This is a genomic window from Noviherbaspirillum sedimenti (genome assembly GCF_003590835.1).
Classification (GTDB): Bacteria; Pseudomonadota; Gammaproteobacteria; order Burkholderiales; family Burkholderiaceae_D; genus Paucimonas; species Paucimonas sedimenti.
This window is the reverse complement of the sequence record NZ_QYUQ01000002.1, coordinates 2,668,913-2,682,335: the sequence shown is the minus strand read 5'-3', so window position 1 is coordinate 2,682,335 and position 13,423 is coordinate 2,668,913. Positions and strand designations below refer to the sequence as shown.

The following is a 13,423-nucleotide window of genomic DNA, read 5'->3' as shown; positions in this document are numbered from 1 at the left end:
TTTGTTCTCACTTGGCTTGGTTGCGAACTTCATAGACACCCAGCTTTTTCTGCAGGGGGGCGTCATCGGCGATAAAGATAAATGCGGGCTGGGTAGTCGACCGATTGGCCAGCGTAATGGACTCGAAGCCGGGGGCGCAGCAGGTATCGGCTTCCTTGAGCACGAACTGGCGGCCGGCGACGCTGACCTCGGCGCCCCCTTCGATCTGGTGGAATACCATGGCGGTGGAGCGCACCGGCAATTCCAGGCGCTCGCCCGGGCGCAGCATCAGGGAGGAAAAGCCGAGGATTTTCTGGCAGTCGGCGCCGTTTTCCGGATTGATATAGGCGACTTGCACGGCCTCGATTTCCGGCTGCGATCCGGCCAGTGCCAGCAGCGCGGCACGCACGTCGACCCATGGATAGCGCAGCATCGGGAATGACTGGGTCGAGCGGCCGAACACCGGCGCCGGCACCACGCCGCCACGCTGGTAGGCGCGCTCGGCAGTTTCGCCGGTCACTTCCTGAGCCTTGCCTTCGGTGACGTAGGACGCTTCCATGTAATACACCAGCGGCAGGTCCAGCACATCCAGCCAGACCACCGGCTTGTCGCCGTCATGGCCATGTTCGTGCCACAGGCCGGTGGGGGTCAGGATCAGGTCGCCGCGCTGCATCGGGCATTTCTCGCCGTCCACAGTGGTATAGGCGCCGTCCCCTTCGACGATCATGCGCACCGCATTCGGGGTGTGGCGGTGAGCAGGCGCCCACTCGCCAGGCAGCAGCAGTTGCATGCCCAGATAGATGGTCGAACTGGCTTGCATCTTTTCCAGGCCATGTCCGGGATTGGCCAGCACCAGCACGCGCCGTTCGGCTTTTTCGATCGGCGTCAGTTCGCCCGCCTTCAGCAGCAGTGGACGCAGGGACTGATAGGACCAGACGGTGGCCTGGGTGCGCGGGATGGGCTTGTCTGGTGGTAATACGGCCCGCAGGCTGGGCCACAGCGGTACCAGGTTTTGTTCGGTCAGGGCCGAACGGTAGTCTTCCGGAAGGTCTTCAAGGCGACCAAGATCCTGCATGGCAAAGCTCCTCAGCGTGGTGACCGGCGACGATCGTCAAGAACAGGCGCAGCAGGGGCGGGGCCGATTGACCGTGGTCGATTTGTTTTTAGTGTGGCCATCCTAAGAACTTGCGAAGACCTTGTACAGTCAATGGGTTTAATATGTAATATTCCAAATTCGAATAATCATTTGCCCATGCATTCGATTGACCTGCGGCTGCTGGCTGTCTTCGACGAAATCTACAAGACCGGTAGTGTGAGCGCCGCTGCCGACGCTCTCGAACTCGGCCAGCCGGCCGTCAGCGTTGCCTTGTCAAAATTGCGCCATCATTTTGGCGACCAGTTATTCGTGCGTACATCCGCTGGCATGGAGCCGACGCCTTTCGCCGAGCGCCTGGCCAGTCCCGTGCATGCCGTGATCGAGGCGCTCGACGTCGTGCTTGACCAGCATAATGAATTTGATCCCCGGACATCGAGCAGGACATTCCGTATCTGCATGACCGACCTTAGCCAGCCGGTGCTGCTGCCGGGACTGCTGAAGAAATTGCGCGCATCGGCGCCGGAAATTCACATCGAGGTGCTGCCGCTCACCGAAGATACCGCGCGCCGCCTCCAGACCGGCGAAGCGGACCTGGCGCTGGGCTTCTTGCCGCAACTCGAAGCGGGCTTCTATCAACAGGTATTGTTTCGACAGAATTTTGTCTGCATCGCAGGCAGTCATCACCCGCGTATTGGCGACCAGCTGACGCTGGCGCAATTCGAGGCGGAAGACCATGCCACCATCACGTCTTCCGGGTCGGCGCCGCTGATCATCGACCGCGAAATCGCCCGCCAGGGCATCAAGCGCCGGATCACGCTGAAAATATCGAGTTTCCTTGGGGCTGCGCTGGTCGTCGAGCACACCGACCTGATCGTGACGATTCCCAAACGACTCGGCGACATGTTGCGCGACCGCGGCGCCTACCGGATTTTTCCGGTGCCTTTTCCCCTGCCGGAGTACGAGGTCAAGCAACTCTGGCACGAGCGTTACCACAATGACCCGGGTAACCGCTGGCTGCGCGCCGTCATTTCGGAGCTGTTGTCCGAGTTGAAGCCCGCTGCTTGAAATTTTTCGCGGATATTGCGGCAACACCCGTGCACCGCATTGCGCGGGCACGGGTGTTGCCGGCGACGTCACGCCTTGGGCGCGAACAGCTGGAAGATGCTGGAAAAATCCAGCTGGCCATTGCCGGCCTTGCTGTGCAAATCGTACAGGCTGCGCGCCAGGCCGCCGAAGGGCACGTTGGCGCCGACCGCCAGTGCATTCTCGACCGCCAGCCCGAGGTCCTTCAGCATCAGGTCCACGCCGAAACCGCCGGCGTAGTCACGCGAAGCCGGCACGTTGTCCATCACCCCCGGACACGGGTTGTAGACTTCCAGCGTCCAGTTGCGCCCGGAACTCTTGGCCATGACTTCGGACAGCACCGTCGGGTCCATGCCGTTGGCAATCCCCAGCCGTAATGCTTCGCTGGTGCCGACCATGAGTATGCCCAGCAGCATGTTGTTGCAGACCTTGACGGTTTGCCCGGCGCCGCTGGGGCCGGCATGGAAGATGTTCTTGCCCATCTTTTCCAGCAAGGGCCGCGCGCGTTCCAGGTCGCTGCTGGCGCCGCCGACCATGAAGGTCAGGGTGCCGGCCTGGGCGCCGCCGGTGCCGCCCGACACCGGGGCGTCGAGCATGTCGAAGCCTCTTTTCGCGGCAGCGGCGGCCACCTTGCGCGCGGCTTCCGGGGCGATCGTCGAGCAATCCACCAGCAGGGTGTTCTGGCGCGCGTGGACGAGGATGCCATCCTCGCCCAGATAAAGTGCTTCGACATGGCGCGAGGCCGGCAGCATGGTAATCACGATCTCGGCATCAGCCACCGCCGCCGCCGCGCTGGCCGCTGCCTTGCCGCCGGCCTCTGCCAGGCTGGCCATCTGCGCCGCCGAGAGATCGAAGCCGGCTACCCTATGCCCGGCTCTGGCGAGGTTTTGTGCCATCGGCAAGCCCATGTTGCCCAGGCCAATGAAGGCGATATTCATAGTGGCCTCACTCTTACTTCATCGAGATGGTGGTATTGACGCGGCCGCCGTCGGCGCCTTCCTCGAACCAGCGCGCAGTGACAGTCTTGGTCTGGGTCCAGAACATGATCGCCTGCTTGCCGTTGGGGCCGAGGTCGCCCAGTTTGGAGGCGCGCGAACCGGTAAAGCTGAAGTAGGCGACCGGCACCGGAATCGGCACATTGATGCCGACCTGGCCAACGTCGATCTCGTTCTGATACTTGCGCGCAGCCCAGCCGCTGGAGGTGAAGATGGAGGTGCCGTTACCGTTCGGATTGCCATTGATGAAGGCGATGGCATCCTCCAGGGTGTCGACGCCGACCACGTTCAACACCGGGCCAAAGATTTCCTGGTCGTAGATATCCATGCCAGCCTTGACCTCGGAAAAGATGGTCGGGCCGACGAAGTTGCCCGATTCAAATCCCGAGACGCTGACCTTGCGGCCATCGAGCAAGAGCTTGGCGCCCTGGCTGACGCCGGTGTCGATCAGGTTCAGCACGCGCTCGCGCGCCTTCTTGTTGACCAGTGGGCCGACGTCGGTGTCGCGGTCGATGCCGGGGCCGACCTTGAGCTCCTTCGACTTTTCGACGATTTCCGGCAGCCAGTCGCGCGCCGCGCCCACCAGCACCACCACCGAGTTGGCCATGCAGCGCTGGCCGGCGGCGCCGAAGGCCGATCCCAGCAAGTGGTTGATCGACTGGTTTTTATTTGCGTCCGGCATGACGACGCAGTGGTTTTTTGCGCCCATCATCGATTGCACGCGCTTGCCGGCTGCGGAGGCGCGGTGGTAGATGTGGGTGCCGACATGGGTCGAGCCGATGAAGGACAGGGCGCGGATATCCGGATGGTCGCAGATTGCATTGGCCACGTCGGGGCCGCCGTGGATGACATTCAGCACGCCCGGCGGGAAGCCGGCCTGGTGCGCCAGTTCGACCAGCAGCATGGTCGAGCTGGGATCCTGCTCGGAAGGTTTCAGCACGAACGTGTTACCAGCGGCAATCGCGATCGGGAACATGAAGCACGGCAGCATGACCGGGAAATTGAACGCGGTGATGCCGGCGCCGATACCGATCGGTTGCAGCAGGTTGTACACCTCGACGCCGGTGGCGGCGTTTTCGGCGATCTCGCCCAGTTGCAGGCTGGTGATGGTGCAGGCATGCTCGATGGCTTCCAGGCCGCGGCTAACTTCACCTTCGGCATCCGGCAGGGTCTTGCCGTGTTCGCGGGTGATCAGCTCGGCCAGTGCGCCGACGTTCTCGCGCACCAGGTGCTGGAACTTGAGCATGACGCGCATACGTGCGCTGAGCGAAGTGTTGCGCCAGGTCTTCAGCGCTTGCTTGGCCGAAGCTACTGCTAGTTCGACTTCCTGCGGCGTGGCGAAGGGTACGCGCGCGACGACTTCCTGGGTGGCTGGATTGGTGACATCGCGCCATTCCGTCGATTGCGAGGGAAAGTGCTTGCCGCCGATGAAATGGTGAATGGTGGTCACGCTGGTTTGGTTGGCAATGCTGGTATTCATGGTGGTTCTTCCTAAGTTTGGAAATGACAATGGCTTGTGCGTTGGTGTATTACTTGGCGGCCTGCTTGACCAGCGGGCAGGTGGACTCCGCCAGCGGCTTGAAGGCGATCTGGGCCGGAATCGTGGCGAGCGTGTTGTAGTAATCCCAGCCGCCCTTGGACTCGGACGGTTTTTTCACCTGGAACAGGTACATGTCATGGGCGACACGGCCATCCGGGCGGATCGTGGCATTGCGCATGACCGCATCCTGGATCGGCAGTTCGCGCATCTTTTGCGCCACCACTTTCCAGTCATCGGTCTTGGCCGCGGCCACCGATTTCAGGTAATGCAACACGCTCGAATAGACGCCGGCCTGCACCATGGTTGGCTTGTTGCCCTTGTGGAGTTTTTCAAAGCGCGACGAGAAAGCGCGGGTCTGCTCGTCCATGTCCCAGTAAAAGCCCTCGGAAAAGATCAGTCCCTGCGCCACGTCCAGCCCCATCGAGCGCACGTCGCTCAGGAACACCAGCAGCGCCGCGACCTGCGGGCCGTTCTTGCCGCCCAGACCGAATTCGCGCGCCGCCTTGATGGCGTTGACCGTATCCTGCGCGCCGTTGGCAAGACCGATGACTTGCGGCTTGGCCGCTTGCGCCTGCAGCAGAAAGGACGAGAAATCATTGGCGTTCAGCGGATGGCGCACACTGCCTAAAACCGTGCCGCCGTAGGATTTGACGACCTCGCTGGCATCCTTCTCGAGCGATGCGCCGAAGGCGTAATCGACGCTGACGAAGTACCAGGACTTGCTGCCCTTGCGCGTCAGTGCGGCGGCGGTGCCGGATGCTGCCGAATAGGTGTCGAACATCCAGTGGAAGCCGTTGACCGCGCAATCCTCGTTGGTCAGGCGGGTAGTGGCCGGGCCGCTGTACAGCGCAATGCCGCCCTTTTCCTTGATCATCTTTTGCACCGCCAGCGCGCCGGCGGAATTGGTCAGGTCGGCCATCGCATCGACGTGGTCGCTGTCGAGCCACTCGCGGGCCTTGGAGGCGACGATATCGGCCTTGTTCTGGTGGTCGGTATAGATCACCTCGATTTTCAAGCCCTTGCACTCGGCCTTCAGGCAATCATCGATCGCCATGCGCGCCGCCACCACCGAGCCGGGGCCGCCCATGCCGGAATAGGGGCCGCTCATGTCGGTCAGCACGCCAATCTTGACAACGCCATCGGAAATTTGTGCCTGGGCGGCGCCGGCAAAGGCCAAAAGGATTGCAGCCAGGGATTGTTTGGTACGCAGCATCTTTATCTCCTTGTTTACGACTGGTTAAGGTTTTTTGTTGTGTGGGGCAGTATATTCAGGCTTTTATGCAATAACATAGAGAGTATTTACAAACTTGGTGTGCAAATATGCAAAACAAGATCCCTTCCCAGGCCGCCCAACTCAATTGGGATAATTTGCGGATTTTCCTGGCGGTGGCGCGCAGCCAGTCGGCGCTGGAAGCCGCTGCCCAGCTCGGTATGGACCATTCGACCGTCAGTCGCCGCCTGCACCGGCTGGAAAAGGAGATCGGCTCCAAGCTGTTCGACCGCAACCCGCACGGCCATTTGCTGACCAGCGCCGGGCACCGCCTGCTGGAACATGTGGAACGCATCGAAGGCACGCTGGCGCAAATCGACAGCGAGATCGGCGGCGGCGATCAGGTGTTGACCGGACAGGTGCGCCTGGGCGCCACCGAAGGTTTCGGCAGCTATTTTCTGGCGCCGCACCTGGCGCACTTCTGCGCGCGTCACCCGGCCATCACCGTCGAGCTGCTGGCCGTGCCGCGCTTCGTCAACCTGTCCAAGCGCGAAGCTGACCTGGCGATCAGCGTCGAGCGTCCGCAGACCGGCAGCCACGTGTTTTGCAAGTTGTCAGATTACCGGCTGCAGATGTACGCCACCGTGGAATACCTCGAGGCTCACCCGCCGATCTGTTCGCTGGAGGATCTGGCGGGCCACAGCATGATCGGCTATGTCGACGAGCTTTCCTTCAGCGCCGAGCTGCGTTATCTGCAGCAGCTTGCGCCTGCAGCGCCGGTGCCGCTGCGCAGCACCAGCATCGTCGCGCAATTGTTCGCAGCGCGGCGCGGCCAGGGGCTGGCCGTGCTGCCGTGTTTTCTTGCCGCTACTGCACCCGAGCTGGTGCCGGTGCTGCCGGGCATAGCCGATGTGATCCGCTCGTTCTGGCTGATTGCGCCGAAGGAGCGGCAAGAGGTCGCCCGTGTGCGGGCCTTGTGGGATTACTTGCGGCAGGTGAGCGAGAGTAATCGGGAATTCTTGATGGGGGTGGGGCGGGAGATTGTCTGGAACCGCTGAGGAAGAACTAGCGATCCAGCCTGGCCAATGCCGTCCCCATGAAGTCGGCAATCAGCTGCACGGTGTCGATCGCGCTCTTGTCGATGGCGGCCGGCTGTCCCAGCGAGAGCAGCCACAACACCCCCGCCGGTTTGCCCGCCACGCGGATCGGCAGCATCAGGTAGCTGCGCACGGTCTGCAGGGCTTGCAGAATTTCGCGGTCCTTGGCGGGGAAGGGCACTTGCGAAATTTGCTGTACGTCATCCACCATGAAATGGCTGTTTTGCGCATGGACTACCGCAGTCAGGCCATCGCCGACATCCTGCGCAAAGCGCAAGCCGTCGAAACGACGCCAGGTTTCCTGCAGATGCGCGTAGCCCGGCTTGAACACATCGTAGCGCAAGACCAGCGCCTCGCCCTCGCGCAGCACCACCGCCGCCATGTCGAAACCGTAACGGCGCAGCAGATGGCCGCAGACAGGCTCGGCCACGGCAGCCAGCGATTCGCCATGATTACTGATGGTTAGCATGCGCAACAGCTCGTGCTGTTCAAGCAAGCCGGTATCCAGAACTTCAAGCTGTTCGTGTTCCAGCGCCGTTGCGATGGCCGGGGCGACCGCCAGCAGCTTGTGCGCGATGGCGGCGGCTACCTCCGGCGTGACCACGCCCGTATCGAGGAAGGCCGAGAACACCCCGATTAGGCTCTCCCCACCATCGCGCTGAAGGCGAATCGGCCAGGCAGCGAAGGTACTGAATTGCCAGCGCTGGTACAAATCGCGGATCGTCTCCGGATAGGCGGCCACTGAGCGTCCGTCGATGATGTGCGCCTGGTTTTCGGAAAAGCACAGGCCGCTCACGGTCGAGGCATTCGGCTGAAAACGGAAACTGCGCAAGGCCGGCTCGATTTCCTTCAGGCGCGCTGGCAATTGTGCGCAGTGATTGACGAGCATGCCGTCGGCCGGGTTCCAGAGCGCGATGGCGTAGCCGTCGAAATCATAGCTGCGCATAATATTCCCGGCGACGTTGGCGAGGATCTCGTCCAGTTCCAGAAATTCCATGTTCATCGTATCCCCCTGATTAATCGATGCCGCCTGTTTTTGCCATGATGCGCCGGCATGCCAAGCTTATCGGACAATTCTAGGGAATAACCAACCGGGACGCTATCAGTTTCGGTGGTTGGCACATCGTGGTGGCATAATCCGGCACAAACAATTTTAATATTACAGGGAGTCATCGCATGGCCGCCACCAGCCGGAAAACCACTGCCGCCCGCAAGCCATCCGCCGCCGACCCGCGCCCCGCAGGACAGGTGCGCGCGCCCCGGCTGGCGTTAGCCCTCCAGGGATCCTTCGGCCATATCGATTACGCTGCCGGCCTGCTCGATGCCTTTCGCGCTCACAACCGCCGCGTGCATGACCAGCCTGCCGCGGCCGGAGCGAAGCCGCTGGATATTGCTACTGCCTCCGGCTGCGTCGAAATGCTGACCCCGCTCTGGCTCTACCTCGCCGACCAGAAAGGCGACCGATCGTTGCGCGCCGCCGTGCTTGACGGCGACAAGCATCTGGCGCCCTGGGCGCAGCAACGCATTGCCCCGCCCGTGGTGCGCCGCGATGCCTGGCACGGCTATCTTTCCGGCCTGATGGATGCGCAAAGCCGCTTCGCCGAAGCCGGCATGAAAATGTTCGCCCATGCCCCCGGCACCGCCGCCGCCGCCGAACTCAACGCTGCCTGGCAGAATATCGCCATGTTCGGTTCCGGCTTGCCCGGCCAGATCGCATTCAATCCATTTTTCACCGCCGGCAAGGAGGCTGCGCTCGGCGCGCTGTGCGCCGGTGAAACGGGCCCGACGGTATTTACCAACGCGACGCGCGCCAGGGATTTCCAGGAGATTTATCTCTACTCCGGTGCCGCCCCGGATGCCGAACAACAGCGTGCGCTCACTGGCAAGCGCCAGCAGCGCCAGGCCTTGCGCATGACGCCTGAATATTTCTTTGCCAGCGGCGCCCGTCCACCCTACATCGCGCCAATGCCGGTCACCGTGGATGGACAGACCGAGCACTGGATGGAAGGCGCGATGCGCTGCAACCCGCCGCTGGTGCCGCTGATCGACATGGATGCCACCCATATCCTGCTGATCCGTTTCTTCAGCAAGGACGTGCGCGACGAGCCCAACAACCATGCAGAACTGAATGAACGTTTCCTCGATGCGATTTTCAGTATTCCGCTGCAAAAAGAGCTTGAAAGCATCGAACTCAACAACCACATCGCCCGCTGCATGGAACAGGTGCCGGTCGATGCGCCGCTGGCGGAAAGCCTGCGCAAACGCCGGGAGATCACCATCCTCGATCCCGCCGATAGCAACAACCCGGCGGCTTCCCCGGCGTATATCGAATTCCTCAGCGAGGAACTGACCGCGCTATCCCACTACGACGGCCAAAGTCCGGCCCGCCGCGCCCGGATGTTCGACCGCGGCTTCCAGATCGGCCAGCAATTGATCAGTGACTTGCAGGGGCAATTGCCGTAGGCGCAGCAGGCTATGTTTTGGGGGAGCTGGCGCCCGATACCCGTTCGATCCCCGCCAGATCCTGCCAGCTTTGCACCTGCGTCAATCCCTGTGCCGCCAGTAGCGCACGAACGGCTTCGGCCTGATCGTAGCCATGCTCCATCAGCAGCCAGCCGCCTGCGGCCAGATGCCGGCCGGCGCCGGCGACGATGGCGCGCAAGTCCGACAAGCCGTCGGCATGGTCGGTCAGCGCGTTCGCCGGTTCAAAGCGCAGGTCGCCTTGCGTCAGGTGCGGATCGTCTTTTTCAATGTAGGGCGGATTGGCAACGATGACATCAAAATGCTGGTCGTCCAAACCCGCATACCAGTCGCTATGCAGGAATCGCACGTCGACTTGATTGTGCCCGGCGTTCTGACGGGCGATTGCCAGCGCGTCTTCGCTGGCATCCAGCGCCGTCACGCGGGCGTCCGGCCGCTGGTGTGCGATCGCTACCGCGATGGCGCCGGAGCCGGTGCCCAGGTCCAGCACGCGTGCGCCCTGCGGCAGGCGTTCCAGCGTCAGCTCCACCAGCAATTCTGTTTCCGGCCGCGGGATCAGCACGGCGGGCGTGACCATGAAGGGCAGTCCGAAGAATTCACGTTGCCCGACGATATAGGCGATCGGCTCGCCCGCCAGACGGCGCTGGATCAGGCTCGCCAGGAGATGCGCTTCTGCCGCGCTGAAGGGGTGCTCGGACTGGGTGATCAATTGCACCCGCGTCAGCCCCAGCGCATGGCTGGCGAGAATCCGGGTTTCCAGCGCCGGTAATGGCGCTTTGCGCAACAGGGCCGCCAGCGTATCGCCGGCGACGAGGGTGAAAAGGGGCGGCTGATCCTGCTGCACGGTACAGGAATCAATCAGCGCTGGCGCCTGAAGGCGGTCCAGCCGAGCACGATGGCAAGGATCACGAACCAGGCCGCCGACCATTGCGCCACCGACAGGCCAAGCAGGGCCGGGTATTCGGTGGTGCACAAACCATCCGCCTTGAACAGAAAGGGCAGCAATTCGGCCGTGAAGACCTTGTTGAGCGAAGTTTCCAGCGGGTCGATGCCGCAGGAGACATTCGGGTTGGCTTGCACCCACAGGAGCCAGCCGGCGGCGCCGATGCCGCCCAGCGAGGTCAGGAAGCCCAGGCCGGCGCCGGCGCGCATCAGCCGTTCCGGCAGAAAGGCGGCGACCAGGCAAATCAGCGCGATACCGGCGAAGATGTAGCGCTGGACGATGCACCAGGGGCAGGGCAGCATGCCCTTGCTGAACTGCAGGTAGAGCGCCGCGCCGATCAATCCGATCGCGACCATGGCGACGCCGAGCAGGGTGAGTTTTGTTTGATTCATCTTGGTTTCAATGTCCTATGAAGATTGGGGTGGCGGCTGCCGCTCACGCGCCTTCGCCCAGTTCCGCCAGCAATTCCGCCTGGTGCTCGGCCGCCAGCGCCGTGGTTAATTCTGTCAGGTCGCCGTCCATGATGAAGTCGAGCTTGTACAGGGTCAGGTTGATGCGGTGGTCGGTCATGCGTCCTTGCGGGAAATTATACGTCCGAATCCGCTCGCTGCGATCGCCCGAACCGATCAGCGACTTGCGCGTCGCCGCCTCTTTCGCCTGCTGTGCGCGCAGTTGCACGTCCTTGATGCGTGCGGCCAGCACCTTCATCGCCTGCGCCTTGTTCTTGTGCTGGCTGCGGTCATCCTGGCATTCGACCACGATGCCGGTCGGCAGGTGCGTCAGGCGCACGGCCGAATCGGTCTTGTTGATGTGCTGGCCGCCGGCGCCGGAGGCGCGATAGGTATCGATGCGCAAGTCCGCCGGATTGATGTTGACATCCTCGACCTCGTCGGCTTCGGGCATGACTGCCACCGTGCAGGCCGAGGTGTGGATGCGCCCTTGCGTTTCGGTGGTCGGCACGCGCTGCACGCGGTGGCCGCCGGATTCGAATTTCAGTTTGGAATAGGCACCGAAGCCGACGATGCGCACGATCACTTCCTTGTAGCCGCCCATTTCAGAGGCGGATTCGGAAATCAGTTCGACCTGCCAGCGGTTGCGCTCGGCAAAGCGCGTGTACATGCGCAAGAGGTCGCCGGCAAACAGCCCGGCTTCGTCGCCGCCGGTGCCGGCGCGGATTTCCAGGAAAATATTGCGCTCGTCGTTGGGGTCTTTCGGCAGCAGCATTTTCTGCAAGTCGATTTCGAGTTGCTCCATGCGCGCTTTTGCCGCGATGATTTCTTCCTGGGCGAATTCTTTCATGTCCGGATCGCCCAGCAATTCCTGCGCGGTCTGGACATCGCTGTCGGCTTGTGTGTAAGACTGATACAGTTCCACCAGCGGCCCCAGCTCGGCGTGTTCGCGGGTGAGCTTGCGGTAACTGTCCATATCGGCGGTGGCGTTTTCCTGCGTCAGCAAGTCGCCTACTTCCGCCAGGCGGTGGGTGAGCTGGTCAAGTTTGGCAAGCAGCGAAGGTTTCATGGGCATATCCGGTGTGGCATTCTGGGTGGTTCTGGGAATGTCGGGAAGTGGGAGCGGATCTTGATTGACACGGTCGCCGTCCTGCTGCTGCAGGGGCGGCGGGAAGAGGGCGCAGCTAGCGCTTGGTGCGGAACAGTTGCGGCAGGAGGGTCGCCAGGCGCGCACGTTCATCGCCTTGGGCTTCGTGCAAGGCCTGTTGGGGACCATGCAGGAACTTCGCAGTCAAGCCTTTCGACAGGGCTTCCAGCACGGTGTCGATATCCTCGCCCCGCGCCAGCAGCTTGCGTGCACGGTCCAGTTCGGCCAGGCGCAGGTTTTCGCTGGTTTCGTGCAAGTCCTGGATCAGCGGCACCATCGCGCGGCTGTCGACCCAGTGCATGAAGGATTGCACGCGGGTTTCGATGATCGCTTCGGCTTGCGTTACCGCCGCCTGGCGGTTTTCCATGCCGGTTTGCACTGCAGTGGCGAGATCGTCCACGGTGTACAGGAAGACATCGTCCATGCGTCCGACTTCGGCTTCAATATCGCGCGGCACCGCCAGGTCCACCATGAACATCGGCTTGTGGCGCCGCGCCTTGATGGCGCGCTCGACCAGCCCCAGGCCGATGATCGGCAGCGACGACGCGGTACAGGACACCACGATATCAAATTTGGCCAGCTGCTCCGGCAACTCGGCCAGGCGGATGGCGTGACCGTTGAAGCGGTGCGCCAGCGCCTCGCCGCGCTCCAGCGTGCGGTTGGCGATGGTCAGCGATTTCGGGTGCTGGGCGGCAAAGTGCGTGGCGCACAGCTCGATCATTTCGCCTGCGCCAATGAATAGCACATGCTGTTCGGCGATGGTGTCGAAGATCCGTTGCGACAGGCGCACGGCGGCAGCGGCCATCGACACGCTGTGGGCGCCGATGGCGGTGGTGCTGCGCACTTCCTTGGCGACAGCGAAGGTGCGCTGGAACATCTGGTGCAGGTAAGTGCCGAGACCGCCGGCGGCTTCGGCCTGGCGTACCGCATCCTTCATCTGCCCGAGGATCTGCGGCTCGCCCAGCACCATCGAATCGAGGCCGGAGGCGACGCGGAAGGCGTGGCGCACGGCGTTATCCTGCGGCAGGGAGTACAGGTAGGGACGCAGTTCCGAATAAGGCAGCTTGTGGTAATGCGCCAGGAAATGGCCGGTGGCGTCGATTGCCGCCTCGACCCCACCGGCCACGCTGTCCGCCGCATACAGCTCGGTACGGTTGCAGGTCGACAGGATTGCCGCTTCCTTGCCGGCATTGGCGATGCCATCGCGCCCGAACCAGGCGCGCGCCGACGCCACCGCCTGGCCGATCTGATCGGCGGGAAAGGCGACCTTCTCGCGCAGGGCAAGCGGCGCGGTGGTGTGGTTGAGGCCGACGGCAAGGAATTGCATTTCGGTCTAGAAATTACAGCTAGGGATAATGCAGCATTATAGCCGCTTGCACCCCAGCATGAGCAGTCGCGGTGCG

12 protein-coding genes are annotated in these 13,423 nt (G+C 62.5%); 3 read left to right on the top strand and 9 right to left on the bottom strand.

Going from position 1 to position 13,423, the window contains the following annotated elements:
- Positions 1–7: 7 nt before the first annotated feature.
- Positions 8–1,054, bottom strand: a complete 1,047-nt coding sequence (locus D3878_RS12470) for a cupin domain-containing protein (protein WP_119785794.1) — start codon at positions 1,052–1,054, stop codon at positions 8–10.
- A 177-nt stretch (positions 1,055–1,231) separates the two neighbouring features.
- On the opposite strand from D3878_RS12470, the gene D3878_RS12465 reads away from it, so the two are divergent.
- The gene (locus D3878_RS12465; protein ID WP_119785793.1) at positions 1,232–2,140 is read left to right on the top strand and encodes a LysR family transcriptional regulator; all 909 of its coding nucleotides are present in this window, start codon (positions 1,232–1,234) and stop codon (positions 2,138–2,140) included.
- 68 nt (positions 2,141–2,208) lie between these two features.
- Here D3878_RS12465 and mmsB read toward each other — a convergent pair whose 3' ends face one another.
- From mmsB to D3878_RS12450, 3 genes are read right to left on the bottom strand one after another with little or no spacing between them, the layout of a single operon-like run.
- On the bottom strand, positions 2,209–3,096 hold the full coding sequence (gene mmsB / locus D3878_RS12460; protein ID WP_119785792.1) for a 3-hydroxyisobutyrate dehydrogenase: 888 nt from the start codon (positions 3,094–3,096) through the stop codon (positions 2,209–2,211).
- A gap of 13 nt (positions 3,097–3,109) precedes the next feature.
- On the bottom strand, positions 3,110–4,633 hold the full coding sequence (locus tag D3878_RS12455) for a CoA-acylating methylmalonate-semialdehyde dehydrogenase (protein ID WP_119785791.1): 1,524 nt from the start codon (positions 4,631–4,633) through the stop codon (positions 3,110–3,112).
- A 49-nt stretch (positions 4,634–4,682) separates the two neighbouring features.
- Positions 4,683–5,906, bottom strand: a complete 1,224-nt coding sequence (locus D3878_RS12450; protein ID WP_119785790.1) for an ABC transporter substrate-binding protein — start codon at positions 5,904–5,906, stop codon at positions 4,683–4,685.
- Positions 5,907–6,013: 107 nt separating this feature from the next.
- Here D3878_RS12450 and D3878_RS12445 point away from each other — a divergent pair, with 107 nt between their 5' ends.
- Positions 6,014–6,961, top strand: coding sequence for a LysR family transcriptional regulator (locus D3878_RS12445; RefSeq protein ID WP_119785789.1), 948 nt, complete (start codon positions 6,014–6,016; stop codon positions 6,959–6,961).
- Between the two features lie 7 nt (positions 6,962–6,968).
- Here D3878_RS12445 and D3878_RS12440 read toward each other — a convergent pair whose 3' ends face one another.
- Positions 6,969–8,003 carry a GAF domain-containing protein gene (locus D3878_RS12440; RefSeq protein WP_119785788.1) on the bottom strand — a complete coding sequence of 345 codons (1,035 nt, stop codon included), beginning with the start codon at positions 8,001–8,003 and terminating at the stop codon, positions 6,969–6,971.
- Positions 8,004–8,176: 173 nt separating this feature from the next.
- On the opposite strand from D3878_RS12440, the gene D3878_RS12435 reads away from it, so the two are divergent.
- A complete protein-coding gene (locus D3878_RS12435) occupies positions 8,177–9,463 on the top strand; it encodes a hypothetical protein (protein ID WP_119785787.1) in 1,287 nt (428 codons plus the stop codon).
- 10 nt (positions 9,464–9,473) lie between these two features.
- Here the strand turns inward: D3878_RS12435 and prmC are convergent, their stop codons facing one another.
- The 4 genes from prmC to hemA all read right to left on the bottom strand — a co-directional run bounded on the left by prmC (position 9,474) and on the right by hemA (position 13,347).
- Positions 9,474–10,325 carry a peptide chain release factor N(5)-glutamine methyltransferase gene (prmC, locus tag D3878_RS12430; protein ID WP_233556323.1) on the bottom strand — a complete coding sequence of 284 codons (852 nt, stop codon included), beginning with the start codon at positions 10,323–10,325 and terminating at the stop codon, positions 9,474–9,476.
- 14 nt (positions 10,326–10,339) lie between these two features.
- Entirely contained in the window at positions 10,340–10,816 is a 477-nt protein-coding gene (locus tag D3878_RS12425; protein ID WP_119785786.1) for a disulfide bond formation protein B, read from the bottom strand.
- Positions 10,817–10,859: 43 nt separating this feature from the next.
- The gene (gene prfA / locus D3878_RS12420; RefSeq protein ID WP_119785785.1) at positions 10,860–11,942 is read right to left on the bottom strand and encodes a peptide chain release factor 1; all 1,083 of its coding nucleotides are present in this window, start codon (positions 11,940–11,942) and stop codon (positions 10,860–10,862) included.
- Positions 11,943–12,057: 115 nt separating this feature from the next.
- Positions 12,058–13,347: a glutamyl-tRNA reductase gene (hemA, locus tag D3878_RS12415; protein ID WP_119785784.1), complete on the bottom strand. Its 1,290-nt coding sequence runs from the start codon at positions 13,345–13,347 to the stop codon at positions 12,058–12,060.
- Positions 13,348–13,423: the final 76 nt, after the last annotated feature.